Origin of the sequence: Streptomyces sp. NPDC007205 (assembly GCF_040634095.1) — a bacterium.
Taxonomy (GTDB): domain Bacteria; phylum Actinomycetota; class Actinomycetes; order Streptomycetales; family Streptomycetaceae; genus Streptomyces.
In genome coordinates this window covers 298,285-323,610 of the sequence record NZ_JBEYEW010000006.1, presented here as the reverse complement: position 1 = coordinate 323,610, position 25,326 = coordinate 298,285, and the positions used below count along the sequence as shown (strand labels likewise).

Here is a 25,326-nt window from a genome sequence, read left to right as displayed (position 1 = left end):
ATACAGGGAAAGCTCCGCGGCGAGGCGCCCTGACACCCTTGTCACTGCTACCCCGTAGTTCGCGTTGAGGCGATGCGGTCGACCCCCCGTGTGCCTGCCAGGCCTATCTGGCAGGCACACCATGAAGACTACAAATCGCCGTTCCGTACGCCAGCACAGAAAGCAGTCCACTCATCATGCGTGAAACGCAGATCCCCGCGGGCTGGGTTCTTAGAATCACGCAGGGCCACACCCCACCCCTTGGGTAGGTTGGCCAACTCCACGCAATTGTTCGTCCCGGTGCTGTAGCTACTCTTGCGCCACACTGCGTAACGCACATCTTGGCTGCATAAATCCTCCACCTTTTGCATAACAATCCTCCTCCATCGAGTGATCGATCTATCCTGCACCAGGATCAGGGGAATTCGCAGATGTGGCGGACCGGATTACATCATTTGGGTGATAGGGAGTGTTCTGCGCTTCTGGTTTCCGACATCGGCCTCATGTCCTAGATACCTGACGCGCGGATCCAAGGCAGTCGACACACTCGGCTTGTCTGAAGCGACTCAGTGTCTCAACTGGTTGTGAATGGCAGCGATCTCATTGCGGCAACCGTGAGCCGATCGATGGCCCGCCGCCGGACCACGGCACCGGCCGTAACCCAAACTAGCCTGCCCGTTTTTGAGAGAGACCCGATGGCCATCTACAGCAAGCAGCCCGTGACAGCGAAGGCTGCCTGATGCCCACCAATCACGTCGTGCGTGGGCTGCCAAGTGCAGGGAAAACGACGGCCCTCAAGATCGCCGCTGCGACCTGCACTGCGCCGCACACGTCGAGCTCGATGCCCACCGTCGTCGCCTGTGGCCGGGCTGTCCGCAGTCGGGGGATCCGTACCGCGGGCAGGGGCTGGCGGTGCAGGCGACGTTTCAAGCGGAAGCGGCAGTACATCTGGCCGCTGGGCGGGATGTCGTGGCGGACCGGACCAACCTCAATGTTGAAGGAATCCGCCGTCTGGAACACCTCGGCGCCCACCTCGTGATCCACGACCTCCGCGGCGTGCCGCTCGCCGACTGCATCCGCCGTGACTGCGCCCGGCCGCTCGGGAGGCGGGTCGGCGAGGACGGGATCCGCGCACTCCACGACCGGTGGCTCCAGCCCCACCCCACTATGAACATCGATCACACCCTGAAGGAAGAAACCGATGAGCCTCATCCGCCCCTACTCCGGCGGCACCTGGAGCCCCGCAGAACCCCTGCCCCTCAACAACGACTTCGATGTCGAGGTCCACGGCCATGGCCCCTACCGGTGGGAGGCGTGGGTCGGCATGGATCGTGTCGCCTTCGGACGGGCTCGGACCCGGATCGGGCTGAGATTCGGAATCACCCGCGCCAAGCACAAGCACCAGAAGGCCGCGCTGTGACCGCCATGACGGTTCCGACAGCCCCGCAAGGTAAGCCAATGCGCCCTCACCTTCCTGCACTTCAGCCTCCGCAGCAAGGTCCCCGCCCACCTGATCGCGGAAACCCTCGAAGTGAAGGCGAGGCGGGAGGGTCGGCTGCCGCTGCCCAGCATCGAGGACGCGTCGTGATCGCCGAGATGATGCCGGAGCCGTGCGACACTGCCACCCCGGAGCCGGCTGTCGTGGTTCGGCAAGGGATGCTCGGCGCGGACCTCGCGCGCATCAAAAACGTCGAGATCACCGGGGAGTGGCTGTAACCCGTTTGTCCGACAAGGAACTCATCGGCGTGATGATGGACGAAGGGGTTTTCTTCGAGGGTATCCGTGAAGCTAGATGGGACAGATCCGTCAAGAGGGAGCCCGTTGCCTGACACCAACGGTTGACGCCAACAGGCACGGACAGCGGCGATCAGCACCGAACCCGCGCGGGCTATCGGCCGAGAACTCCAACCGGTTGGCTGACGTCGACAGTCCCCTGTGATCGACCTCCTGTGCGCCGGGACGACTCAGAGGCCGCATGAGAGCCGATCAAGGTCCGGACTGAGCGTGCGGCAGAGAGCCGCACGTGCCCCCTACGTGCCCGATCCGGCAGCAATCAACGGGGAGCAACGGGGAACGGTCGGTGGGTAGGGCCGGGAACAGGTAGGTCAGTGTCGCGCCAGGTCAGGCAGGATCCGCGTACGCGATCTTCCAAACTAGCTACGCGGGTTCGATTCCCGTCGCCCGCTCTCATCGGTCACTGTGACCGGCCCAGGGGCCCGGTTCCGCTTCGGCGGAGCCGGGCCTTTGGCGTTGTTCAGAGATGCACTGGTGGGAGGACGTGGAGCTGCCACAGCTCGTGTCCGGTGGCCGGGTCGCGACGGCACCGCCGTGTCAGGGACACGGGCCTGCGGCCCATGGGCAGCGTCCAGGTGCTTCGGCCGTCGGCCAGGGCGAACCGGGCGGCCTTGATGCCGTTGCCGGCACACACCAGGGACGTCTGAGAAGTGACACGCCGCCGAAGGGGCCGCTCCAGGCGGCGGAGGCGACCGCGATGTTCGGATTCTTCCCCGCTGGGTCCCCGGCCAGCCGGTGCCGGACGTGCCAGCCCGTCGGCAGGGCCACCCGGCGGCGTGGCGACGGCGGCGAGCCGGCTCGGTGGCCGCCCCGGACGGGTCCGGGGCGGCCGGGTCGGGCCGAGGCCGGCGTCGGGGGCGCGCGTCGGGCAGCCGGCCGTCGCTGAGGACCGCGCAGGAGTTCGTCGGGGCGTCGGGGTGGGGCGGGTCTTGGAGTGCTTCTCCTGGCAGAGACGGACGCCTCGGCGAGGCCGGCGGCGAGTTCGCGCTGCCGGTGCGGCGAGAGCGGGCCGTGGCGGCGGGGGCAGGCCGTAGCGGCCGACGCGGGGTGGCAGCAGACGTGGGCCGTGGTAGCGGACGTGGGCTGCCGAGATCCTTGTCGGGGATACAGAGCGTGGCCGTCCAGGGGGCGGGCGTCGGCCTCCGCGTCCGGCACGGGGGCCGTGAAGGCGCCGCTGACCTGGCGTGCCACGGCCACCTCGCGGCTGAACCGGATGCGGAACTAGTCGTCGTCGGCGGCGTACCGGCCGTGGACGACCTTGATCGCGAGCCGGCGGCCGGAGGCGGACCGGGCGAGGTACACCACACCCATGCAGCCGCTGCCCATGCGGCCCTCGGTCCGGAAGTCGCCGGTCTCCGCCGGGGCCGTCTGGCGCAGCGCCCTACCCGTGGGTTCCCCGCGGTCCCCCGCGGTTCCCCGTTGCTTCAGTTGTTCAGCACGTTCCGCTCCGGCTGCCCCGCACCGGTCAGAACTTGATCGAGCTGATGGAGTCCGCTATCGAGTTCAGGAAGCGGTCGATGGACGGGGCCATGCCGGTCGAGGCGAGGAAGAAGCCGAAGAGGACCGCGACGATCGCGGGTCCTGCCTTGATGTTCCCCCCTCGCAGCAGCACTACAAGGATGATCGCCAACAGCAGCACCACAGACAGTGAAATGGCCACAACTGATCACGCCCTCGGTCGGTCCGCTCTCCCGGCCCGGAGGTACGGCCCGCGCACCCCCGCCAGAACCATCGTGCCACCAACCCGGGCAGCCTATGCGGCCCATGACGCAACGTCGGGCCCGGGCTTGGCACGGAGGACGCGCCGCACAGCAATTCGAGGAAGCGTCCGCGGATGTCCCCCCGGGATATTGCGCGACTTCGTTTCGTTGCGCACACACCATCTGCGCAGGTAATTCGAATTGACCGCACAGGCATGAGGTATGCACCGATCGGCCAGGACGAACAGGACAACAAGGATGAACGGGCGGCCTGCCGTGTGCCCATCATCACGTAGGCTCAGGCGTCGAGTTCGGTAAATCGGGGGTATACGAAGCGGCTAACCAGGAATGTCTGCGGGAGTTTTACGAGATCCCACAGACGACGCTAGGGTGCCTCAGATGTTTGACGCCGCCTCGCTCCCCGGCCAGAACCGCAGGCCGCTCCCCCCGGCACAGCCGCCGGCGGACGGAGTGGCCGGTCCGCGCACCCCGACGGGTACGCAGGGGCGGCGGCCCCCGGCGGACAGACCGGGCAAACAGCGCGACGCGTTCTTCGACAACGTCAAGTACCTGGCGATCGTGCTGGTGGCGGTGGGCCACTCCTGGGCGCCGGTGAAGAGCGACAGCCGGATCCTCGAAGGCCTGTACGACGTGGTGTACACCTTCCACATGCCGGCGTTCATCATCATCTCCGGCTATTTCTCCCGGAGTTTCGACCTGCGACCGGACCGGCTGAAGCGCCTGATCACCGGTGTCGCAGTGCCGTATGTCCTGTTCCAGGCGGCTTACTCGCTGTTCCGGCGCTACGTCGGCCACGTCACCGACGAGCCGTTCAACCTCTTCGCCCCCTGGTACCTGACCTGGTTCCTGTGCGCGCTGTTCGTCTGGCGCCTGCTCAGCCCGCTGTGGAAGCTGGTGCGCTGGCCGGTGCCCGTCGCGCTGGGGATCGCCATGCTCGGCTCGGTCTCCGCGGGGACGGGAAGCGGTCTTGACCTCGGCCGCGTCCTGCAGTTCCTGCCCTGTTTCGTGCTGGGCCTGTGCCTGAAGCCCGAGCACTTCACCGCACTGCGCCGCAGGTGGGTGCGGATCGCGTCGGTGCCGGTGGTGGCAGCGGCACTGGCCGTCGGCTGGTGGAGCGCACCCCGTATGGACGTCGGCTGGTTCTACCGGGAGAGTGCCGCGCAGGACCTGGGGGCACCCTGGTGGGCCGGGCCGCTCATGACGCTGGCGCTGTTCGGCTGCGCCCTGCTGCTGACCGCATGCTTCTTCGCCTGGGTGCCGCGCCGCAGGATGTGGTTCACCGCACTCGGAGCGGGCACGCTGTACGGCTATCTGCTCCACGGCTTCGTGGTGAAGGGCTGTCTCTACGCGGGCGGTTTCGACTTCGCCCAGCGGTACGGCCTGCTCGGTTCGCTCGCCGTCACCGTCCTCGCGGCCGCCGCCGTCACGCTGCTGTGCACCCGGCCGGTGCAGCGGGTTTTCCGCTTCGCGATGGAGCCGAAGCTGGAGTGGGCGTTCAAGCAGGACGCGGCGGAACTGGCCCGCGAGCGCCAGAAGAAGGAGCGCGAGAAGGTCAGCGCCTAGTACCCGGCTCCTGGTACCCGGCTTCCCCGGACCGAGAAGTGCGCACGGATGCGCGCACTTCTCGGTCCGTCGTTTCCGGGCCGGCGTACGGCCGCCCCGCCGTGCCGGTCCGGCCTTCATGGGCGGCCCGCCCTCGCGAAACCGGCCACGCATGGCATCATGTAATAGACGCAATCCGTCAGCACCTATTACCTGCTCATGGAGGGGCCGTGCCTTTCGGAAGTACTGCCGAAGCTGTACGCGCATGGGTCGAGGGCTGGGTCGTGTCGCGCGGGGCGGCCGAGCCGACGCGCGAACCCTGGGGTTTCACGGTCCAGGTCGGCCTGCCCAAGGAGGTGGCCCGGCATGTACTGACCGCCGCCGACGAGGCGACCGTCCGGAAGCTGGCCGAGAACAGCGCCGCCGGTGTCGCGCTGAAGGCGTTCGTGCCGGCGCCGGCCCTTCAGGCGTGGCTGCCGCCGGGATGGGGGCTGCTGGACGGTCACGCCGCCTTCATGGCCGCCTCCTTGGCCGAGGCCGAGGCCGAAGCCGAGGCCGAAGCCGAGACGGAGGCCCCGCCCGGCCTCCCCGACGGCTACCGGCTGAGCAGCTGGCGCCGGGGCGGCGTCACCCGGGTCGTGGTGCGGGCCGCCGACGGGGCCTTCGCGGCGCGCGGGCAGATTGCCGTCACCGGTGCGACCGCCGTCGTCGACCAGGTGGAGACCGACCCGGCCCATCAGCGGCGGGGCCTCGGACGCGTGGTCCTGGACACGCTCACCGACGCCGGCGCCCGTCAGGGGGCGAGGGCGGCCGTGCTGGGCGCGACCGAGGAGGGCCGGGCGCTGTACGAGGCCTTGGGCTGGCGCGTACTGGCCCCACTGAGCGCAGCCATGCGCGTCACGGACGCGGGGCCGGGGGCCGGCTAGGCACGGGCGCGGGCCCGGACGGCGGTGGCGGTCTGCTTGCGCTCGTCTTCGCCGGTCAGGACACCTGGCCCGCTCCTGCCCCACCCTGGCCGAGACCGAGAAGTGCGCGCATCCGGGCGTACTTCTCGGTCAGTCGTTTCCGGGTCGGCTCGTCCAGGACCGCGAGCCGGTCCGGGTCCGCGTTGTGCGCCAGGTCGGCCTCCTTCACCAGCCGGGCGCCCTCCGTGGTGAGGATCCGCTGCGCGTACGCCTCCGGCTCCTCCCCCGGCCGCTTGGTGAGGGCGTCCACGATGGCCTTGGTCCGCGCGGTCAGCGCCGCCTGTGCCAGCCACTCCCGGGACAGCGCGTCGTCCTCGACGGAATCGTGCAGCCAGGCCGCCGCGAGCTGCTCCGCGTCCCCGCCCCGCGCACGCACGCCGGCGGCGACGGCGGCGAGATGCTCGGCGTACGGCCGCCCCGCCTTGTCGGTCTGGCCTTCATGGGCGGCACGGGCGAGAGCCTCGACCTCGGCGAGCGTGAGCTGTGTCATCGGCCCAGTGTCCCGCAAAGCCGGCCGCGCGATGTCTCCGGCCGCAGGGCGGCGCGGGCCGGGAGGGTGACCGCGGTCAGGGCGCGGAGCAGGACGCATCGCCGGCACGGTCGGGTGATCACGGGGGCCGGCCGGCGGGCGTTCGGGCGGGCGTTGGCGGCGGCGAGCACGCCCGGGGGCGTGGGCGGTGCGCAGGGGCAGCCCGGACGGGGCGGCGCAGGCGCGGGCGCGGGCGACCAGCGGGCCGGGCAGGGCGACGGCCGGCATGCACAGGAACGCGGTCCCGAGGGCCGGGTTCGCCGTGTCCTCGCCGCCCAGGTTGACCGTGCCGCGGGGCAGTCGGGCGGTGGTGCCGGAGACAGGGTACGAGCGGGTGGTGCCGGAGACAGGGTACGAGCGGGTGGTGCCGTCGCGCGTGGCAAGGGGGACGCGGCTGCCGACCGGGGCCGTACCGCGCGGGAGGACGACCTCGCCCGGGGCGGGGGCGTGGCCTGTGGTCAGCGGTGCGTGGTCGGCCTCAGCGGGCGAGCGTCGACGCCTGGCGGCAGATCAGGAGGAGGGCCCTGTCGTCGTTCACGTCCTTCGCGACCGCCTCGATGAGGTGCCAGGCGGCGCCGTGGAAGCCGCCGGCGACATAGCGGTCGGCCTCACCGGTGAGGCGGTCGATGCCCTCGACGATGTCCCGGTCGGAGGTCTCCACCAGGCCGTCCGTGAAGAGCATCAGGACGTCGCCGGGGCGCAGGGAGCCCTTCACGGAGTCGAACTGGGCGCCGTCGTACACGCCGAGCAGCGGGCCCTCGGCGGCCTTCTCCTCCCAGCGTCCGCTGCCCGCGCTCAGCTGCAGGCCCGGGGGATGGCCGGCGGAGTACAGCTCGTAGTCGCCGGAGTCCAGGTCCAGGACCAGGTGGATGGAGGTGGCGAAGCCCTCGTCCCAGTCCTGGCGGAGGAGGTAGCCGTTGGCGGCGGGGAGGAAGGCGTGCGGGGGCAGCGAGCCGAGGAGGCCGCCGAAGGCGCCGGAGAGCAGCAGGGCGCGCGATCCCGCGTCCATGCCCTTGCCGGACACGTCCGTGAGGACGACCTCCAGGGTCCGGCCGCCGTTCGTACGGGCCGCGACGACGAAGTCCCCGGAGAAGGACTGGCCGCCGGCCGGGCGCAGCGCCATCTCGTGGTGCCAGCCCTGCGGCAGCTTCGGCAGCTTGCTCTGCACCCGGATCCGCTCGCGCAGGTCGAACAGCATGGTGCCGCCGCGCCGCCAGGGCACGCCGACCCGGCTGCGGAACTGGGCCGTGAGCAGGCCGAAGAAGCCGCAGGCCGCCACGACGAGGACGATGCCCGGGGTGACCCGGGAAGGGCCCTCGGTGTAGGGGCCGAGCCGTACCGACTCCACGATCAGCGCGGTGGCCCCCGCCGCGTACAGGCCGAGCAGGCTCGCCGGACGCAGCAGCAGGCCGCCCGCGACGATCGGCAGCACCAGGGTGGCCGGGGAGCACCACACCGAGTCGACGAGCGTCATGGCCATGAGGAGGGGGATGGTGAGCAGCAGCCCGGCGAACGCGATCCAGTCGGAGCCGTCGCCGCGGAAGTAGTCCACGGCGCTTCTGCGCAGGCCGACGCGGGCCCGGTGCCACTGCTTCTTCCACCGGGCCGTGAACGTCTCGGCCTTCGCGCGCCGCCCTCGTCCTGCTGCCATTAGTTCGGGACCCTATCCATCGGACCGGCTGCTTGGCACGGGAGGTCCCACTTGTCCCCCGTGCGAGGCCCAACTTCGCGGTTCGTCTCGTCGTTCGTCTCGTGGTTCGTCTCCTGGTTCGTCCCCACAGTGAACGGCACCCGGGGCCATCACGCCGCCGACCGGGAGAAATTCACTGGCTCGTCCCGCAATGCCCTGATAGGCATGGCTCATGGGAACTGACCGCGGGACCGAGCTGAGGACGCTGCGCCCTGAGGAGTTCGACCGGTGGTGGGACCACCTGGTCCGTGCGTTCGGGGGCGGGCCGACCTCGCCCGAAGAGCGCGAACTGGACAGATCCGTCACCGAGTTCGATCGTTCCCTGGCCGTCTGGGACGCGGACGCGATCGTCGGTACGTCCGGAGCCTTCAGCTTCCGGATGACCGTGCCGGGCGGAGCGGTGGTGCCCACGGCCGGTGTGACCATGGTCAGCGTGGCCGCGACGCACCGGCGGCGCGGGATCCTGACGTCGATGATGCGGCGGCTGCTGGACGACGCGCATGACAGGGGCGAGCCGCTGGCGGCCCTGTTCGCCTCCGAGCCCGCGATATACGGCCGCTTCGGGTACGGCACGGCGACCTACCAGCTCAACGCCGAGATCGACACCGGCCGGGTCACCCTGGCACTGCCCGCGGGCACCGACGAGGTGCGGTTGCGCTACGCCCCGCCCGCCGACGTCCTCAAGGAGTGCGAGGCGGTGTACGCGGCACTGGTGCCCCGCCGCCCCGGCATGCTGCTCCGGCAGCCCGGCTGGGAGCAGGCCGGTCTGCTCGACCCGGATCGCGGGCGGAACGGGGCGTCGGCCCTGCAGTGTGTGGTCGCCGAACAGGACGGGGAGGTCACCGGGTACGCCCGCTTCCGCACCAAGGAGGGCTGGGGTCCGGGCGGACACGACGGCACGGTGACCCTGGAGGACCTGGCCGCCCTCGATCCGGCGACCGAGGCCGCGCTGTGGCGTTTCCTGTTCGGCATCGACCTGATGACGACACTGACGGTGCGGGGACGGCCGGTCGACGAGGCCTGGCAGCACCTGGTCTCCGACATCCGCCGCTGCCGGCCGCGGCTGCGGGACGCCGGGCACCTCCGTCTCGTGGACGTGGGCGCGGCCCTGTCGGCGCGTACGTATCTCGCCCCGGTGGACGTCGTACTGGACGTCGAGGACACCTTCTGCCCATGGAACGCGGGGCGTTGGCGGCTCACGGGGGACGCCGAGGGGGCGTCCTGCGAGCGCACGTCCGATACGGCCGAGCTGGTGCTGTCCGTACGGGAGTTGGGCGCGGCCTGTCTCGGCGGGGTCTCCCTGCTGTCGCTGGCGGGGGCCGGGCGGGTGCGGGAGCTGCGGCCGGGGGCGCTGGCGGAGGCGTCGGTGGCGTTCGGCTCGGCGATGGCCCCGTGGCTGCCGCACGGCTTCTAGGGCCTAGATCACCTCGTGGGGCGTCGCGGTCATCGTTTCTGACAGGTGGGGCACCAGAAGAGGTTGCGGGCGGCGAGGTCGGCGGTGCGGATCTCCGTGCCGCAGATGTGGCAGGGCAGGGTGGCGCGTCGGTAGACGTACACCTCGCCGCCGTGGTCGTCCACGCGCGGCGGCCGGCCCATGGCCTCCGGGGTGTGCTCGGGCCGTACGGTGTCGATCCGGTTGTTCCGCACGCCCTCGCGCATCAGCGCGACGAGGTCGGCCCACAGGGTGTCCCACTCGGCCGGTGTGATCTCCCTGCCCGTCCGGTACGGGTCGATGCCGTGCCGGAAGAGGACCTCGGCGCGGTAGACGTTGCCGACGCCGGCGACGATCTTCTGGTCCATGAGCAGCGCGGCGATCGTCGTACGGCTGCGGGAGATCCTGCGGTACGCCGCGGTGGGGTCGGCGTCCTCGCGGAGCGGGTCGGGGCCGAGGCGGGCGTGTATCGCGTGCTTCTCCTCGTCCGTGATCAACGCGCAGGTGGTGGGGCCGCGGAGGTCGACGTACGAGGTGTCGTTCGCGAGCCGGAGCCGGACGGTGTCGGTCGGCGGGGGCGCGGGGGCGTCTCCGAAGCCGACCTTGCCGAACAGGCCGAGGTGGATGTGGACCCAGTCGGTGTCCCGGAAGCGGAGGAAGAGGTGCTTGCCGTGGGCTTCGGTGGCCGTCAGCGCGGCACTGTCCAGGAGGGCGGCGGCGTCGGAGAACTTGCCCTGGGGGCTGGTGACGCGGGGGGCCGTGCCGCGGAAGCGGGCGGCGTAGTCCTGGGCCAGCCGATGGATGGTGTGCCCTTCCGGCAAGGCGGGGTGTCCTTTCGGGTCCTTTTCGCCCGCCCGCCCGACTCGGTCGGCTGAGGGCTGAGCGTCTGGGCGGGGGTACTGACGTCTCGGGGCAGGATGCCGTCTCAGGATGGCTCACGTCTCGGCCGAACAGCCGGAGCGGCCGGCTTTCCAGCCGACCGACCTGCACAGCCCGGCGTCCGGACGCCCGAGCCCTGCCGCCCGCCTCCAGCCACCGGGGCATACTGCCCACCCGTCGAGCCGACCGTGTCGCACCCCCCCACCCGTCGAGCCGACCGTGTCGCACAGCCCACCCGCCGCCCGACCGAGCCGCATCCCCCACCCATCGAGCCCGCCGAGCCGTACCGCCCGTCCTTCCAGCCGGCCGAGTCGGGTGGGCAGGTCGGCCGGGTGGAGTCGAGGGCGGGGCTGTCCGGGTCGGTCGAGAGGGGCGGTCCAGCCGGCGGAGCCTACTGCTGGGGGTGGTGAGCGGGGATCGGCGGGAGGTCGCCCGTCGTCTCGTACGCCGACAGCATGTCGATCCGGCGGATGTGCCGCTCGTCACCGGAGAAGGGGGTGTTCAGGAACACCTCGACGAACTTCGTCGCCTCCTCGGTGCTGTGCATCCGGGCCCCCACGGCCACCACGTTGGCGTTGTTGTGCTGCCGCCCCAGCGCCGCCGTCTCCTCGCTCCAGGCCAGCGCGGCCCGCACGCCCTTCACCTTGTTCGCCGCGATCTGCTCACCGTTGCCGGAGCCGCCGATCACGATGCCGAGGGCGTCGGGGTCGGCGGCCGCCTTCTCCGCGGCGCGCAGACAGAAGGGCGGGTAGTCGTCCTGGGCGTCGTAGATGTGCGGCCCGCAGTCGACGGGCTCATGACCCGCCGCCTTGAGCCAGTCGACGAGGTGGTTCTTGAGTTCGTAGCCCGCATGGTCGGAGCCGAGATACACGCGCATGCAATGAGTGTGACACGCCTGTTTGAGGGCAGCAGCCTCGGGTGGCGGCGCCCTCAAACAAGCCCAAAATGTGAGCGGGGCCATAGAACCTCAAGGGAACCTCAAGTAACGATACGGATTCAGAGGTTCCCGAATTCGTTCGCCTCGGATTCACTGGACCGACTCGTACACCGCTCATACGAGCTGCTCCTCCTGGCGCAAAGGAAATCCGTCCATGACCCCTGGTTCGGGCCTTCAAGCAGGACTGAAGAACCGCCATCTGTCGATGATCGCGATCGGTGGTGTGATCGGGGCCGGCCTCTTCGTCGGTTCCAGCTCCGGCATCGCCACCGCGGGACCCGGCATCCTCCTGTCGTACGCCCTCGTCGGCACGCTCGTCGTCCTCGTGATGCGCATGCTCGGCGAGATGTCCGCGGCCAACCCCGCCTCCGGCTCCTTCTCCGCGCACGCCGACCGTGCGCTCGGCCGCTGGGCCGGTTTCTCCATCGGCTGGCTCTACTGGTTCTTCTGGGTCGTCGTGCTGGCCGTCGAGGCCACCGCCGGCGCCGGAATCCTCCACGGCTGGGTCCCGGACGTGCCGCAATGGGCCTGGGCGCTCATCGTGATGACCGTGCTGACCGCGACCAACCTGGTCTCCGTCAGCTCCTACGGCGAGTTCGAGTTCTGGTTCGCCGGCATCAAGGTCGTGGCGATCGGCGCGTTCATCGTCATCGGTCTGCTGGCCGTGTTCGGCGTCCTGCCGGGCGCACACGCCGACAAGGCGTCCTTCGGCAACCTGACCAACCACGGCGGCTTCCTGCCGCACGGCCCCGGCGCCATCCTCACCGGTGTGCTGCTGGTCGTCTTCTCCTTCATGGGCAGCGAGATCGCGACCCTGGCGGCCGGCGAGTCGGAGGACCCGCAGCGCGCGGTCACCAAGTCCACCAACAGCATCATCTGGCGTATCGGCGTCTTCTACCTGGGCTCGATCCTGGTCGTGGTCTCGCTGCTGCCGTGGAACGACCCGTCCATCAAGAAGCAGGGCTCCTACGTCGCCGCGCTGGACTCCCTCGGCATCGCGCACGCCGGCGAGATCATGAACGTCATCGTGCTGACCTCGGTGCTGTCCTGTCTCAACTCCGGCCTCTACACGGCCTCCCGGATGGCCTTCTCGCTCGGCCAGCGCGGTGACGCCCCGAAGGCGTTCGCCCGCACCACCTCCCGCGGTGTGCCGCTGGCGGCCATCCTGGCGTCGGTCGTCTTCGGCTTCGTGGCGGTCTTCTTCAACTATGCCTACCCGAAGACCGTCTTCCTCTTCCTGGTCAACTCCAGTGGCGCGGTCGCCCTGTTCGTGTGGCTGGTCATCTGCTTCTCACAGCTGCGGATGCGGAAGATCATCCAGCGGGAGGCGCCGGAGAAGCTCGTCGTCAAGATGTGGCTCTACCCGTACCTGACCTGGGTGACGGCCGCCTTCATCGTCTTCGTCCTCGGCTACATGCTGACCGACACCAAGGGCGAGAGCAGTGGTCGTACGACCGTGCTGCTGTCGCTGGGTGTGGCGGCGGTCGTGGTGCTGATCGCCGTGGTGAAGGAGAGGCTCGCGGCGAACCGCCCGGCGCCCGCCGTGGACGCCCCGGCCGACAAGGTGTCCGTCGGCTGATCCACCCTCCCGGCTGAACATGGCCGCACAGCTTGACGGCATGTGTCAGGCTGTGCGGCCATGCTGCATCCATGACCTATGTGGACGAACACCTGGACCTGTCTCTCCTCCGCCCCGGCGACGCCGGTTACGACGACGAACTCACCGGCTTCCAGCTCGGTTTCGCCCAGCGGCCCGACGTGGTCGTGCCCGCACGCTCGGCGGCCGACGTGGTGGCCGCCGTACGGTACGCGGCGGCCGAGGGGCTGCCCGTCGGGGTGCAGGCGACCGGGCACGGGCTGCCGGGCGGTTACGACGGCGGGATGCTCGTCACCACACGGCGGATGGACCAGGTCGGCGTCGACCCCGGGGCCCGTACCGTCCGGGTCCGGGCCGGGGTGCGCTGGGGCCAGGTGGTCGCGGCGGCCGAGCCGTACGGGCTGGCGCCGCTGAACGGCTCGGCGCCGGGCGTGGGCGCGGTCTCGTACACCCTGGGCGGCGGACTCGGCATCCTGGCCCGGGAGTTCGGGTACGCGGCCGACCATGTGCGGTGGCTGGAGGTCGTCACCGCCGACGGAGAGCTGCGGCACGTCACCCCGGACTCCGACCCCGAGCTGTACTGGGCGCTGCTCGGTGCCGGGCAGAGCATCGCACTCGTCACCGAGCTGGAGATCGGGCTCGTACCGGTGCGGACGCTGTACGGCGGCTCGCTCGCCTTCGACGGGCGCGTGGTGGACCCGGCGGCCGTGCTACGGGCGTACGAGGACTGGACGCGGACCGTGCCGGACGGGCTGACCTCGTCCTTCGCGGCCGTACCGTACCCGGACCTGCCCGCGCTGCCCCCGCACCTGCGCGGGAAGTACGTCGTCTCGATCCGGGTCGCCCACACCGGCGCCGGCGGGGAGCGGATCGTCGCCCCGCTGCGGGAGACCGGCCCGCTGCTGTCGGACTCGCTGCGCGTGATGCCGTACGCAGAGAGCCACACCATCCACAGCGACCCGGACTTCCCGCACGCCTACCACGGGGACAGCGCGGTCCTGCGGGACCTGGACGTCGAGCGGGCCGGTGACCTGCTCAAGGCGACCGGGCCGCAGGCCGAGCCGATGTGCGTGGTGCAGATCAACCACCTGGGCGGGGCGCTCGGCCGGCCGGCGCCGAACGCGGTGCCGTACCGCGAGGGGCGGTTCCTGGTACGGCTGCTGACGGTCGGCGAGCGTGAGCAGGCGCGGGCCGTGCTGGACCCGGCGTTCGCGCTGCTGGCCGAGGACACCCTCGGCCGGTCGCTCAACTTCGCCTTCGGGGCCGGGGACAGGAACACCGGGCTGTACGACCCCGAAACGCGCAAGAGGCTCGCCCGGGTCAAGGAGACCTATGACCCGGCGAACCTCTTCCGCAGGAACTACGGCGTCCAGGCCCTGTCGGCCTAGCGCTTGTTCGCGAACTTCCAGGCGGTGGGCAGCGCGCCCATCGCCAGGGCGGCCTTGAGGGCGTCGCCGATCAGGAACGGGGTGAGGCCGAGCGCGACGGCCTGGGAGAGGGGCATGTGGCCGGCGAGGGCCAGGTAGGGCACGCCGACGGCGTAGATGATCGCCTCGCCGAGGATCATCGTGCCGACCATGCGCAGCGGCGAGCGGTCGGCGCCACGCTGGGCCAGGGCGCCGACGGCCGCCGAGGCGAGCAGCATGCCGAGGATGTAGCCGAAGGAGAGGGAGGCCGCGCCGGAGGTGCCGTCCGCGAACCACGGCACGCCCGCGACACCGGCGAGCGCGTACACGGCGAGGGAGAGGAAGCCGCGGCGGGCGCCGAGCGCGGTGCCGACGAGCAGCGCGGCGAAGGTCTGGCCGGTCACCGGCACCGGGGAGTGGGGCACGGGAACGGCCACCTGGGCCGCGAGGCCGGTGAGCACGGCGCCACCGATGACGAGGGCCGCGTCGCGGACGCGGGACGCGGGGAGCAGGTCGGCGAGGACTGCGCCGGGGCGAGCGGTGGCGGTGGCGGTGCTCATGGGGACTCCGCGGGTGACGGGGACATGCTGGGACACGGTGACGCTATCCCAGCCGCCTAGGGCCGATCACCGTCAGCGCTCGACAAAGGGCGGAACGAGACCTTGGTGGACTCCGGACAAAGAGTGCGGGTTACACCGATCAGGGCGTGACACTGGTCACTGAGACAGGGGCGGGTGGCTCACTCCGGCGGGGCGCGGTGGGGACTGTGGAGTCTCGCCAAACGCATGGCGACGCCTCGCACCCAAGACCGGTCATCGTGTAATCATTCGATTACTCTGGGCGCGACAGATGTCCGGATACTGGGCAGCCCCTTCGCGCGAGCGGACGGGCCGCCCAGACTGGCGGGGTTTTTGCCCGCCCATTGCACGGGGGAGCCGCGCCCATGCCCAGTAGCAGCACGACCACGGAGACGCCGCCACAGCAACGGGACGACGGCTCCCTCTCGCACGGCCTCAAGCAGCGCCATCTGTCGATGATCGCCCTCGGCGGGGTGATCGGCGCGGGTCTGTTCGTCGGCTCCGGCGCGGGCATCGCCGCCGCCGGCCCCTCGATCGTCATCGCCTACACGCTCTCCGGCCTCCTCGTGATGCTGGTGATGCGGATGCTCGGTGAGATGTCCGCCGCGTACCCGTCGTCGGGCTCCTTCTCGGCGCATGCCGAGCGGGCGATCGGCCCCTGGGCGGGCTTCGCCGTCGGCTGGTCGTTCTGGGTGCTGCTGTGCACGGCCGTCGGCCTGGAGGGCATCGGCGCCGCGCACATCGTCTCCGGCTGGCTGCCCGGCACCCCCGAGTGGCTCTGGGTGGCGCTGTTCATGGTCGTCTTCTGCGGCACGAACCTGGCCGCCGTGAAGAACTTCGGCGAGTTCGAGTTCTGGTTCGCCGCGCTGAAGGTCGGCGCGATCTCCCTCTTCCTGATCCTCGGCGTGCTGGCGATCGCGGGCGTGCTGCCCGGCACGCACGCCCCCGGCACCGCGCACCTGAGCCACTTCCTGCCGCACGGCGGCAACGGCCTGATCATCGGCCTGCTCGCCTCCGTCTTCGCCTACGGCGGTCTGGAGACGGTCACCATCGCGGCGGCCGAGTCGGAGAACCCGGTCAAGGGCGTGGCCTCCGCCGTCCGTACGGCGATGTGGCGCATCGCCCTCTTCTACATCGGCTCGATGGCGGTCGTCGTCACCCTGGTCCCGTGGGACTCCAAGGAGGTCGTGACGAAGGGCCCGTACGTCGCCACGCTGGACCACCTCGGCATCCCCGGCGCCGGCCAGCTGATGAACGTGGTCGTCCTGGTCGCCCTGCTCTCCGCGATGAACGCCAACATCTACGGCTCCTCGCGCATCGCCTACTCGCTGGTCGCGCGCGGCCAGGGCCCGAAGGTGCTGGCGAAGCTCTCCGGCGGGGTCCCCCGGATCGCCGTCCTGACCTCCTGCGTGCTGGGCTTCGTCTGTGTGCTGCTCAGCTACTGGCGGCCGGACGACGTCTTCAAGTGGCTGCTGAACATGATCGGCGCGGTCATCCTGGTCGTCTGGATGTTCATCGCGGTCTCCCAGCTGCTGCTGCGCCGCCGCATCGAGCGTGAGGCTCCCGAGAAGCTGGTCGTGCGCATGTGGGCGTTCCCGTGGCTGACCTGGATCTCGCTGGCCGGCATGGTCACGATCTTCGCCCTGATGGCCCGCGAGCAGGACACCCGGATCCAGCTGTACTCCACCGGCGCCATGACCCTGGCCCTGGCGGCGGTCGGCTATGCCTGGCAGCGGGCGCGCGCCCGGCGCTGACACCGGCCGGCACCGGCGAGGCCCCCACGTGCGAGAGACGTGGGGGCCTTTCTGTGCCCGCCCGCTCTTGTTGCTAGCGTGTAGTTGCAAGCTACTTGCAATAAGGTTTCGGAGGGGGATCACCCATGCCCGTCTACACGCTGCCCGACCTGCCCTACGACTACTCCGCGCTGGCCCCCGTGATCAGCCCGGAGATCATCGAACTGCACCACGACAAGCACCACGCGGCCTATGTGAAGGGCGCCAACGACACGCTGGAGCAGCTGGCCGAGGCGCGGGACAAGGAGTCGTGGGGCTCCGTCAACGGTCTGGAGAAGAACCTGGCCTTCCATCTGTCCGGCCACATCCTGCACAGCATCTACTGGCAGAACATGACCGGCCCGAAGGACGGCGGCGGCGAGCCCCTCGCCCAGGACGGCGTGGGCGAGCTGGCCGACGCGATCAAGGAGTCCTTCGGCTCCTTCGCCGCCTTCAGGGCCCAGCTGTCCAAGGCGGCGGCCACCACCCAGGGTTCGGGCTGGGGCGTGCTGGCGTACGAGCCGCTCAGCGGCCGGCTGATCGTGGAGCAGGTCTACGACCACCAGGGCAACGTCGGCCAGGGCTCCACCCCCGTCCTGGTCTTCGACGCCTGGGAGCACGCCTTCTACCTCCAGTACCGCAACCAGAAGGCGGACTTCGTCGAGGCCATGTGGCAGGTCGTCAACTGGCAGGACGTCGCCCGCCGTTACGAGGCCGCCACGTCCCGCGCGGACGTGCTGCTGCTCGCGCCCTGAGGCGCCCCGGATCGTCCTGCCTCGTGATCGTCTTCTCACCCTTCACGTGGGCAGGCGGATGAGAGAAGACCCCCGCGAGGACGTGACTTGCGGGGGTCTTCCCCACCCCGAGGGTCCACCGAACGGCTGACCCGAAGTTCCACCGGGCACCCGTGTCCACCGAATGCCCTGCTCAGCAAGGCTTTTGGGTATGAACTCACTGACTGTGCGCATGGCACGCTGGAGCGCCGGGCACCCCTGGCGGGCGCTCGTCGGCTGGCTGCTCTTCATGGCGCTGTGCCTGGGCGTCGGCAGCGCCGTAGGCACCGACAGCGCGAAGACCGCCGACTACCGGGTGGGCGAGGCCGGGCGGGCCGAGGCCATGGCCGCCGAAGGGCACCTGGACCGCCCGTCCACCGAACAGATCCTGGTCTCCGCCCTCCCCCGCTCTCGGCTCCGCTCGGGCGGGACGCCCCTCGTCGCCCTGGACGAGGGGCCCGCCGCCTCCGCCGTACACGAGCTGACCGCACGCATGCGACAGCTGCCCGAGGTCGCCGACGTGGCCGCCCCGGTACGGTCCTCCGACGGACGCGTCCTCATGGTCGAGGTGTCCCTCAAGGGCGAGGAACTGGACGCCGACCACAAGGTCGGCGCACTCGTCGCGCAGACCCGGGCGGTGCAGCGGGCGCACCCCGAGCTGCTGGTGCAGGAGACCGGCTCCGCCTCCGTCAGCAAGGGGGCCGACCAGCAGCGCGACGACGATCTGGCCCTGTCCGAGAAGATCAGCCTGCCCGTCACCCTCGTCACCCTGCTGATCGTGTTCGGCTCGCTCACCATGGCCGCCGTCCCGCTGCTGCTCGCGCTGTCGTCGATCGCGGCGGCCATCGGGCTGGCGATGGTCGCCTCGCACCTCACCCCCGACGCCGGAGTCGGCAAGAACGTCATCCTCATGATCGGCCTCGCGGTCGGCGTCGACTACACGCTCTTCTACCTCAAGCGGGAGCGCGAGGAGCGCGCCCGCTGCGGTGGCCGGCTCGGCACCGAAGCGCTGGTGGAGCTGGCGGCGGCCACGTCCGGGCGGGCCGTGGTGGTCTCCGGGCTGGCGGTGGTCGCCTCCACCGCCACGCTGTACCTGGCCTCGGACGTGATCTTCTCCTCGCTCGCCACCGGCACGGTCGTGGTCGTCCTGGTCGCGGTGGCCAGCTCGCTGACCGCGCTGCCCGCGCTGCTGACCGTGCTGGGCAGGCGGGCCGAGCGCAGGGCGCGGCGGAAGGCGGAGCACGGCAGGCCCTCACGGCGTCTGCGGAGCGGGGGCGACGGCCGGTTCTGGTCCGCGCTGCTGCGCCCCGCCGCCCGGCATCCGCTCGCCACCCTGTGCTGCTCGACCCTCGCCCTGCTCGCCCTCGTCCTTCCGCTGACCGGCCTGAAGATCACCGAGATGAGCCGGGACACCCACTCCCGCGCGATCCCCGCCATGCGGGTGTACGACCGCCTCAACGCGGAGTTCCCCGAGCGCCGGGTCACCCACCAGGTCGTCGTGCAGGCCCCTGCCGCGCGGTCCGCCCAGGTCACCGGGGAACTGCGCTCCCTCGCCCGCCGGGCCGCGGCCGACCCGCTGTTCACCGACTACGCCCGCGTCCGCACCGCCGCCGACCACCGGAGCAGCACCCTGGAACTGCGGGTGCCCTACCTGGGCGACTCCCCGCAGGCGCGCGACTCGCTGGAGCATCTGCGGCACGACTACCTGCCCGCCACCGTCGGGAAGGTCGCCGGGGCACGGTACGCGGTGAGCGGCGACGTGGCCCGCTACACCGACTATCCGGCCCATCAGGACGGCAAACTCCCCCTGGTCATGGGCGCGTTGCTGCTGGTGACCTTCCTGATGACGCTGTACGCGTTCCGCTCGGTCGTGCTCGGCCTGCTCGGTGTCGTACTGAACCTGCTGTCGGCGGCGGCCTCGCTCGGTCTGCTCGTGCTGGTCTTCCAGCACACCTGGGCCGAAGGGCTGCTGCACTTCCACTCCACGGGGTCCATCGGTTCCCGGGTGCCGCTGTTCCTCTTCGTGATCCTCTTCGGTCTGTCGATGGACTACCAGGTCTTCGTGGTCAGCCGGATCCGGGAGGCGGTGCTCGCCGGCACGCCCGCCCGGCAGGCCGTCGTCGAGGGCGTCCGGCGTTCGGCGAGCGTGGTGACCAGCGCGGCCGTGATCATGACGACCGTCTTCGTGAGCTTCGTCTTCCTGCACCTCATCGAGATGAAGCAGATCGGTTTCGTGCTCGCCGCGGCCGTCCTGCTGGACGCCTTCGTGGTGCGCGTGCTGATCCTTCCGTCGGCCCTGCTGCTGCTCGGCGAGCGCGCCTGGTGGCCACTGCGGCCCGCCCGGACCGCCACCACCGCCACGAACTCCGCCCTGGTGGACGTAGGTTGACAGCCATGACCACGACCGCCGACGCCCTGTGGGCGACCTCACTGCGCCGCTGGCACGCGGTGTGCTGGGTCCTGTTCGCCACGATGGCGGTCGGGATCACGGCCCTGAGCCACGGCGCCGCCCGGTACGCGGCCCTCACCCTCCTGGGCAGCGTGGCCCTGTACCTCGCCGTGCTGGTCCGCTTCCCCGCCCATCCCGTCGTACGACCGCACGGCTACCTCGCGGTGCTGGTGCTGGCCCTCGCCGGGCTGGCCTGTCTGGGCACCAGTTACGCGGCATTGTTCATGGTCACGCTGCCGCACTACTGGATGTTCGGCCGCACCCCGAGGATCTCCCTGACCTTCCTGGGGCTGGCCACCGCCGCGACCCTGGCGGGTAGCTGGGTCCGGCAGGGCTGGTCCGGCAAGTTCTTCGGCGAGACGGCCGTGGGCACGCTGATCGTGGTCGCGGTCGGTGTCCTGATCGGGCTGTGGGCCCGCGCGGTGGTCGAGCAGAGCAGCGAACGCGCGCGGCTGATCGAGGAGTTGGAGCGCACCCAGGCGGAGCTGGCCGAGGCGCATCTGCGGCAGGGCGCGGCGGAGGAACGGGAGCGGATGGCGCGGGAGATCCATGACACGCTCGCGCAGGGCTTCGCCTCGATCGTCGTGCTGGCCGAGGCGGCCCGCGCCGGGCTCGCCGCGGATCCCGGGCGCACCGCCCGGCAGCTGGTGTCGATCGAGACGACCGCCCGGGAGAACCTGGCGGAGGCCAGGGAACTGGTCGGCTCGGGCCGGCCGCCGGGCGGTGCGCACGCCGGCTCGGTGGCGCAGACCCTGCAGCGGATCGTGGACCGGTTCGCCGAGGACACCGGGCTGAGCGTGGCCGCCGAGCTGGCCGACCTGGACTGTGACCAGCAGACCCGGGTCGCACTGCTGCGCTGCACCCAGGAATCCCTGGCGAACGTGCGCAAGCATGCCCGTGCCTCGACGGTCGGGGTGGTGCTGGCCCGGCGTCCGCACGGCGTGGAGCTGGAGGTCACGGACGACGGCACCGGATTCGTGGTCGAGGCCTCCACCGGCTTCGGGCTCGACGGGATGCGCAAACGGCTTGCCGAACTGGGCGGGCGGCTCACGGTGACCAGCTCGGTCGGGGACGGGACCAGGATCCTCGCGGTGATCCCGGTGGAGGGAGCGGCATGACCGAGGACAGGCTCCGGATCGTCGTGGTGGACGATCACACCGTGATGCGGGCCGGGGTGATCGCCCTGCTGGACGGGGAGGCGGACATCGAGGTCGTCGGCGAGGCGGGCGACGGCCGCGCCGCCCTCGGGCTGGTCGCCCGCCACGACCCGGACGTGGCCCTGGTCGACCTGCGTATGCCGGTGCTGGACGGTGTCGCGACGACCACCGAGATCGCCGCCCGTCACCCGCGCACCCGGGTGCTGATCCTCACCACCTACGACACCGACGCCGACATCGAGCGCGGGGTCGAGGCCGGCGCCATCGGCTACCTGCTCAAGGACACCACCCGGGAACAGCTGGTCGACGCGATCCGCTCGGCCGCCCGCGGCGAGACCGTGCTCGCGCCCCGGGTGGCGGAGAAGCTGGTCGCACGGATGCGGCGTCCCGCCCACGATCCGCTCACCGCCCGCGAGACCGATGTGCTGAGCGCGGTGGCCGACGGGCTCACCAACGCCGAGATCGGCCGCCGCCTCGTCATCACCGAGGCCACCGTCAAGACGCATCTGCTGCGCCTGTTCGCCAAGCTGGACGTCAACGACCGGACGCGGGCGGTGGTCGTCGCGATGGAGCGGGGGCTGCTGCGCAGGCCGTAAGGGGCTCGGGTCCCAGGCGCGGGAGAGGGCCCGGCGCCGGCCGCCGGGCCCGTGCTACGGGCTACAGGTTGCTGAAGTCCGGGCCTGCGGTCCGCGTCCGCTTGAGCTCGTAGAAGCCCGGCACCGAGGCGACCGCGAGCGTGCCGTCCCACAGGCGGGCCGCCTCCTCGCCCTTCGGGGCGGGGGTGACGACCGGCCCGAAGAAGGCGACCTCCTCGCCGTCGGGGCCCGGAACGGCGATGACCGGGGTGCCGACCTCCTGGCCGACCTTCTCGATGCCCTCCTTGTGGGAGGCGCGCAGTTCCGTGTCGTAGGTGTCCTTGTCGATGAACTCGATCAGGTCGGCGGGCAGGTCCGCGTCGGCGAGGGCGGCGGCGATGCTGTCGCGGTTCACCCCGAGGCCCTCGTTGTGGAAGCGGGTGCCGAGCGCGGTGTAGAGCCTGCCGACCGCCTCGTCGCCGTGCAGCTGCTGGGCCGCGGTCGCCACCCGTGCCGGCCCCCAGGTCTTGCCCCCGGGCCGCATGTTCTCGGCGTACTCCTCGGGCAGCTCCTCCAGCCTGTTCTCGTTGAGCACCGCCAGGCTCATCACATGCCAGTGGACCTCGATGTCGCGGACCTTCTCCACTTCCAGGACCCAACGGGAGGTCATCCACGCCCAGGGGCACACCGGGTCGAACCAGAAGTCAACGGGGGTCTTGTCCGACATGTCTCTCCTCAAGGGAAACGCTTTTCCGGGGGAACGCCCGTGTCCGCCCGGCCATTCCCCGGTGCTGCCCGTCAGGGGCACATGACAGGATCGGTCCTGTCCAGCCGTCATCCATGTGATCACGAGGGAGTACCGCCCGTGCCCGGTGAGAATCTGTCCCGCGACGAGGCCCGGGAGCGGGCCGCTCTGCTGTCCGTCGACGGGTACGACGTGTCCCTGGACCTCAGGTCCGCCGTCGGCGACGGGGACGGGGAGCCGCGCACGTTCCGCTCGGTGACCACGATCCGCTTCCGCTGCAGCGAGCCGGGCGCGGCGAGCTTCGCCGATCTGGTCGCGCCGAGCGTGACCGCCGTGTCGCTCAACGGCCGTGACCTGGACCCGAGCGAGGTCTTCGACGGCTCACGGATCATGCTGGAGGACCTGGCCGCCGAGAACGAGCTGGTGGTGGACGCCCGGTGCGCCTACTCCCGCACCGGCGAGGGCCTGCACCGCTTCGTCGACCCCGAGGACGGCGAGGTCTACCTCTACACCCAGTACGAGCCGGCCGACTCCCGCCGGGTCTTCGCGAACTTCGAGCAGCCGGACCTCAAGGCGCCGTACCGCTTCGAGGTGCGGGCGCCCGAGGGCTGGACGGTGTGGAGCAACGGCACCGGTGAACTGACCGACGGCGTCTGGAGGTTCGCGGAGACGAAGCCGGTCTCGACATACATCACATGTGTGGTGGCGGGCCCGTACCACTACGTCACCGACTCCTACACCCGCACCTTCGAGGACGGCACCAGGCTGGAGATCCCGCTCGGCGCGATGTGCCGCAAGGGTCTCGCCCCGCACTTCGACGCCGACGACGTCTTCCTGGTCACCAAGCAGGGCCTGGACTTCTTCCACGACCACTTCGACTACCCGTACCCGTTCGGGAAGTACGACCAGGCGTTCGTACCCGAGTACAACCTGGGCGCGATGGAGAACCCGGGTCTGGTGACGTTCCGCGAGGAGTTCATCTTCCGCGGGAAGGTGACGCAGGCGTCGTACGAGGCGCGGGCCAACGTCATCCTGCACGAGATGGCGCACATGTGGTTCGGCGACCTGGTGACGATGGAGTGGTGGGACGACCTGTGGCTGAAGGAGTCCTTCGCGGACTTCATGGGCGCGTTCGCGAACGTCGGCGCGACCCGCTTCAAGGACGCCTGGATCACCTTCGCCAACCGCCGCAAGGCCTGGGCGTACCGCGCGGACCAGCTGCCGTCCACGCATCCGATCACGGCGGACATCCGTGACCTGGAGGACGCCAAGCTGAACTTCGACGGCATCACCTACGCCAAGGGCGCCTCGGTGCTCAAGCAGCTGGTGGCGTACGTCGGTCAGGACGCGTTCCTGGAGGGCGCCCGCCGCTACTTCAAGCGGCACGCGTACGGCAACACGCGCCTCGGCGATCTGCTGTCGGTGCTGGGCGAGACCAGCGGCCGGGACATGAGCGCGTGGGCCCGCTCCTGGCTGCAGACGGCCGGGGTCAACGCACTGACGCCGCAGGTGCTGCTGGACGCGCAGGGCCGGGTGGCCGAGCTGGCGGTGGTGCAGGAGGCGCCGGAATCGCACCCCGAGGAGCGTCCGCACCGGGTCGCGGTGGGCCTGTACCGCCGCACGCCCGAGGGCGCGCTGGAGCGGTACGCGCGCGTGGAGACGGATGTGGTGGGCCCGCGCACGGTCGTCGCGGACCTGGTGGGTGCCGAGGCCCCGGAGCTGGTCCTGGTCAACGACGACGACCTGACGTACTGCAAGATCCGCTTCGACGACACCTCGCTGGCCACGCTGAAGGAGCACCTGGGCGCGCTGACCGACCCGCTGGCCCGTGCCCTGTGCTGGTCGGCGCTGTGGAACCTGACCCGGGACGCGCTGCTGCCGGCGCGGGACTTCGTGGAGCTGGTGCTGCGGTTCGCGGGCCGCGAGTCCGTCATCGGGGTGCTGCAGATGCTGCACACGTGGGCGAACTCGGCGCTGGTGCACTATGCGGCGCCCGAGTGGCGGGAGACCGGCAGTGAGCTGCTGGCCGAGGGAGCGCTGCGGGAGCTGCGGGCGGCCGGGGCGGGCAGCGAGCACCAGTTGGCCTGGGCCCGGTTCTTCGCGTCCGTGGCCTCCGCGGAGCCGGACCTGAAGCTGCTGCGGGAGCTGCTGGACGGCACGTCGACGGTCGAGGGCCTGGCGGTGGACCAGGAGCTGCGCTGGGCGTTCCTGGAGCCGCTGGCCGCGCACGGGGTGGCGGACGAGTCGGTGCTCGCGGCCGAGCTGGCCCGCGACGACACGGCGTCCGGCAAGCGGCACCAGGTGCGCTGCCTGGCCGCACGTCCCTCGGCCGCGGTGAAGGCGCAGGCGTGGGCGCAGGTGGTGGAGTCCGACGCCCTCTCCAACGCGCTGGTGGAGGCGACGATCGCGGGCTTCCGCCAGCCCTCGCAGCGGGAGCTGACCGCGCCGTATGCCGAGAAGTACTTCGCGGCGATCGAGCGGCTGTGGCGGGAGCGGTCGATCCAGATCGGCATGGACGTCGTACAGGGCCTGTTCCCGGCGCTCCAGGACCGCCCGGAGACGCTCCGGGCGACGGACGCGTGGCTGGACGCGCACCGGGACGCGGCGCCGGCGCTGCGCCGGCTGGTGCTGGAGGCCCGGGACGACCTGGCGCGGGCGCTGCGTGCACAGGAGTGCGATGCGACGGCCGCCGGCCGTTGAGCCTTGGCCTGAGCTTTCCCGGCCGGTGACCGTTACGAAATTCGGGCAAGCATAGCCGTAACCCCTGGTCCGCACCCGATCGGACCAGGGGTTTTGCTTCCCTACT

22 protein-coding genes are annotated in these 25,326 nt (G+C 70.8%); 13 read left to right on the top strand and 9 right to left on the bottom strand.

Annotation, left to right across the window (positions count from 1 at the left end; genetic code table 11):
- Positions 1-128: 128 nt before the first annotated feature.
- Together ABZ624_RS14045 and ABZ624_RS14040 are read right to left on the bottom strand one after the other, a co-directional pair.
- On the bottom strand, positions 129-350 hold the full coding sequence (locus tag ABZ624_RS14045) for a DUF397 domain-containing protein (protein ID WP_360086885.1): 222 nt from the start codon (positions 348-350) through the stop codon (positions 129-131).
- A gap of 379 nt (positions 351-729) precedes the next feature.
- A complete protein-coding gene (locus tag ABZ624_RS14040) occupies positions 730-1,191 on the bottom strand; it encodes a hypothetical protein (protein WP_360086882.1) in 462 nt (153 codons plus the stop codon).
- On the opposite strand from ABZ624_RS14040, the gene ABZ624_RS14035 reads away from it, so the two are divergent.
- Positions 1,181-1,399: a hypothetical protein gene (locus tag ABZ624_RS14035; RefSeq protein ID WP_360086879.1), complete on the top strand. Its 219-nt coding sequence runs from the start codon at positions 1,181-1,183 to the stop codon at positions 1,397-1,399. The genes ABZ624_RS14040 and ABZ624_RS14035 overlap by 11 nt on opposite strands.
- 164 nt (positions 1,400-1,563) lie before the next feature.
- Positions 1,564-1,695, top strand: a complete 132-nt coding sequence (locus ABZ624_RS14030; protein ID WP_360086876.1) for a hypothetical protein — start codon at positions 1,564-1,566, stop codon at positions 1,693-1,695.
- A gap of 1,543 nt (positions 1,696-3,238) precedes the next feature.
- On the opposite strand, the gene ABZ624_RS14025 is transcribed toward ABZ624_RS14030, so the two are convergent.
- Entirely contained in the window at positions 3,239-3,433 is a 195-nt protein-coding gene (locus ABZ624_RS14025; RefSeq protein WP_055703542.1) for a hypothetical protein, read from the bottom strand.
- A gap of 439 nt (positions 3,434-3,872) precedes the next feature.
- Here ABZ624_RS14025 and ABZ624_RS14020 point away from each other — a divergent pair, with 439 nt between their 5' ends.
- Positions 3,873-5,057 carry an acyltransferase family protein gene (locus tag ABZ624_RS14020; protein ID WP_360086873.1) on the top strand — a complete coding sequence of 395 codons (1,185 nt, stop codon included), beginning with the start codon at positions 3,873-3,875 and terminating at the stop codon, positions 5,055-5,057.
- Between the two features lie 209 nt (positions 5,058-5,266).
- Positions 5,267-5,962, top strand: coding sequence for a GNAT family N-acetyltransferase (locus ABZ624_RS14015; RefSeq protein WP_360086870.1), 696 nt, complete (start codon positions 5,267-5,269; stop codon positions 5,960-5,962).
- A 55-nt stretch (positions 5,963-6,017) separates the two neighbouring features.
- Here the strand turns inward: ABZ624_RS14015 and ABZ624_RS14010 are convergent, their stop codons facing one another.
- Together ABZ624_RS14010 and ABZ624_RS14005 are read right to left on the bottom strand one after the other, a co-directional pair.
- Positions 6,018-6,491 carry an HD domain-containing protein gene (locus ABZ624_RS14010; protein WP_360086867.1) on the bottom strand — a complete coding sequence of 158 codons (474 nt, stop codon included), beginning with the start codon at positions 6,489-6,491 and terminating at the stop codon, positions 6,018-6,020.
- Positions 6,492-7,008: 517 nt separating this feature from the next.
- Complete coding sequence (locus ABZ624_RS14005; RefSeq protein WP_360086864.1) at positions 7,009-8,181, bottom strand: PP2C family protein-serine/threonine phosphatase; 1,173 nt, start codon at positions 8,179-8,181, stop codon at positions 7,009-7,011.
- 211 nt (positions 8,182-8,392) lie between these two features.
- Here ABZ624_RS14005 and ABZ624_RS14000 point away from each other — a divergent pair, with 211 nt between their 5' ends.
- Positions 8,393-9,634, top strand: a complete 1,242-nt coding sequence (locus tag ABZ624_RS14000) for a GNAT family N-acetyltransferase (protein WP_360086861.1) — start codon at positions 8,393-8,395, stop codon at positions 9,632-9,634.
- Between the two features lie 29 nt (positions 9,635-9,663).
- On the opposite strand, the gene ABZ624_RS13995 is transcribed toward ABZ624_RS14000, so the two are convergent.
- Positions 9,664-10,473, bottom strand: coding sequence for a DNA-formamidopyrimidine glycosylase family protein (locus ABZ624_RS13995; protein WP_360086858.1), 810 nt, complete (start codon positions 10,471-10,473; stop codon positions 9,664-9,666).
- A 449-nt stretch (positions 10,474-10,922) separates the two neighbouring features.
- The gene (locus ABZ624_RS13990) at positions 10,923-11,408 is read right to left on the bottom strand and encodes a ribose-5-phosphate isomerase (RefSeq protein ID WP_351245896.1); all 486 of its coding nucleotides are present in this window, start codon (positions 11,406-11,408) and stop codon (positions 10,923-10,925) included.
- 214 nt (positions 11,409-11,622) lie between these two features.
- Here ABZ624_RS13990 and ABZ624_RS13985 point away from each other — a divergent pair, with 214 nt between their 5' ends.
- Positions 11,623-13,047 carry an amino acid permease gene (locus ABZ624_RS13985; RefSeq protein WP_360086855.1) on the top strand — a complete coding sequence of 475 codons (1,425 nt, stop codon included), beginning with the start codon at positions 11,623-11,625 and terminating at the stop codon, positions 13,045-13,047.
- 71 nt (positions 13,048-13,118) lie between these two features.
- Positions 13,119-14,453 carry an FAD-binding oxidoreductase gene (locus ABZ624_RS13980; protein WP_360086852.1) on the top strand — a complete coding sequence of 445 codons (1,335 nt, stop codon included), beginning with the start codon at positions 13,119-13,121 and terminating at the stop codon, positions 14,451-14,453.
- Here the strand turns inward: ABZ624_RS13980 and ABZ624_RS13975 are convergent.
- Positions 14,450-15,031, bottom strand: coding sequence for a biotin transporter BioY (locus ABZ624_RS13975; protein ID WP_360086849.1), 582 nt, complete (start codon positions 15,029-15,031; stop codon positions 14,450-14,452). The two genes, ABZ624_RS13980 and ABZ624_RS13975, sit on opposite strands and share 4 nt — an antisense overlap.
- Before the next feature lie 383 nt (positions 15,032-15,414).
- On the opposite strand from ABZ624_RS13975, the gene ABZ624_RS13970 reads away from it, so the two are divergent.
- The 5 genes from ABZ624_RS13970 (at position 15,415) to ABZ624_RS13950 (ending at position 21,796) form a co-directional block, all read left to right on the top strand.
- Positions 15,415-16,803, top strand: a complete 1,389-nt coding sequence (locus ABZ624_RS13970) for an amino acid permease (protein WP_360086846.1) — start codon at positions 15,415-15,417, stop codon at positions 16,801-16,803.
- Positions 16,804-16,928: 125 nt separating this feature from the next.
- On the top strand, positions 16,929-17,576 hold the full coding sequence (locus ABZ624_RS13965) for a superoxide dismutase (protein ID WP_360086843.1): 648 nt from the start codon (positions 16,929-16,931) through the stop codon (positions 17,574-17,576).
- Between the two features lie 190 nt (positions 17,577-17,766).
- Entirely contained in the window at positions 17,767-19,983 is a 2,217-nt protein-coding gene (locus ABZ624_RS13960) for an MMPL family transporter (RefSeq protein ID WP_360086840.1), read from the top strand.
- A gap of 5 nt (positions 19,984-19,988) precedes the next feature.
- Positions 19,989-21,161: a sensor histidine kinase gene (locus ABZ624_RS13955; RefSeq protein ID WP_360086837.1), complete on the top strand. Its 1,173-nt coding sequence runs from the start codon at positions 19,989-19,991 to the stop codon at positions 21,159-21,161.
- Positions 21,158-21,796 (top strand): response regulator transcription factor, encoded by a 639-nt coding sequence (locus tag ABZ624_RS13950; RefSeq protein WP_360086834.1) that lies wholly within the window; start codon positions 21,158-21,160, stop codon positions 21,794-21,796. The genes ABZ624_RS13955 and ABZ624_RS13950 overlap by 4 nt, the downstream gene beginning before the upstream one ends.
- Positions 21,797-21,857: 61 nt before the next feature.
- Here the strand turns inward: ABZ624_RS13950 and ABZ624_RS13945 are convergent, their stop codons facing one another.
- Positions 21,858-22,502 (bottom strand): DsbA family protein, encoded by a 645-nt coding sequence (locus tag ABZ624_RS13945; protein WP_360086831.1) that lies wholly within the window; start codon positions 22,500-22,502, stop codon positions 21,858-21,860.
- A gap of 138 nt (positions 22,503-22,640) precedes the next feature.
- Between ABZ624_RS13945 and pepN the strand changes: the two genes are divergently transcribed.
- Positions 22,641-25,220 carry an aminopeptidase N gene (gene pepN, locus ABZ624_RS13940; RefSeq protein ID WP_360086828.1) on the top strand — a complete coding sequence of 860 codons (2,580 nt, stop codon included), beginning with the start codon at positions 22,641-22,643 and terminating at the stop codon, positions 25,218-25,220.
- Positions 25,221-25,326 lie beyond the last annotated feature (106 nt).

Coding starts and splice junctions, on each gene's coding strand:
- ABZ624_RS14035 (WP_360086879.1), top strand. CDS start 1,181: ATGAGCCTCATCCGCCCCTACTCCGGCGGCACCTGGAGCCCCGCAGAA.
- ABZ624_RS13965 (WP_360086843.1), top strand. CDS start 16,929: ATGCCCGTCTACACGCTGCCCGACCTGCCCTACGACTACTCCGCGCTG.
- ABZ624_RS13975 (WP_360086849.1), bottom strand. CDS start 15,031: ATGAGCACCGCCACCGCCACCGCTCGCCCCGGCGCAGTCCTCGCCGAC.
- ABZ624_RS13950 (WP_360086834.1), top strand. CDS start 21,158: ATGACCGAGGACAGGCTCCGGATCGTCGTGGTGGACGATCACACCGTG.
- ABZ624_RS13945 (WP_360086831.1), bottom strand. CDS start 22,502: ATGTCGGACAAGACCCCCGTTGACTTCTGGTTCGACCCGGTGTGCCCC.
- ABZ624_RS14010 (WP_360086867.1), bottom strand. CDS start 6,491: ATGACACAGCTCACGCTCGCCGAGGTCGAGGCTCTCGCCCGTGCCGCC.
- ABZ624_RS14000 (WP_360086861.1), top strand. CDS start 8,393: ATGGGAACTGACCGCGGGACCGAGCTGAGGACGCTGCGCCCTGAGGAG.
- ABZ624_RS14040 (WP_360086882.1), bottom strand. CDS start 1,191: ATGAGGCTCATCGGTTTCTTCCTTCAGGGTGTGATCGATGTTCATAGT.
- ABZ624_RS13985 (WP_360086855.1), top strand. CDS start 11,623: ATGACCCCTGGTTCGGGCCTTCAAGCAGGACTGAAGAACCGCCATCTG.
- ABZ624_RS13980 (WP_360086852.1), top strand. CDS start 13,119: ATGACCTATGTGGACGAACACCTGGACCTGTCTCTCCTCCGCCCCGGC.
- ABZ624_RS13960 (WP_360086840.1), top strand. CDS start 17,767: ATGAACTCACTGACTGTGCGCATGGCACGCTGGAGCGCCGGGCACCCC.
- ABZ624_RS14020 (WP_360086873.1), top strand. CDS start 3,873: ATGTTTGACGCCGCCTCGCTCCCCGGCCAGAACCGCAGGCCGCTCCCC.
- ABZ624_RS14005 (WP_360086864.1), bottom strand. CDS start 8,181: ATGGCAGCAGGACGAGGGCGGCGCGCGAAGGCCGAGACGTTCACGGCC.
- ABZ624_RS13970 (WP_360086846.1), top strand. CDS start 15,415: ATGCCCAGTAGCAGCACGACCACGGAGACGCCGCCACAGCAACGGGAC.
- ABZ624_RS13990 (WP_351245896.1), bottom strand. CDS start 11,408: ATGCGCGTGTATCTCGGCTCCGACCATGCGGGCTACGAACTCAAGAAC.
- ABZ624_RS13955 (WP_360086837.1), top strand. CDS start 19,989: ATGACCACGACCGCCGACGCCCTGTGGGCGACCTCACTGCGCCGCTGG.
- ABZ624_RS14045 (WP_360086885.1), bottom strand. CDS start 350: ATGCAAAAGGTGGAGGATTTATGCAGCCAAGATGTGCGTTACGCAGTG.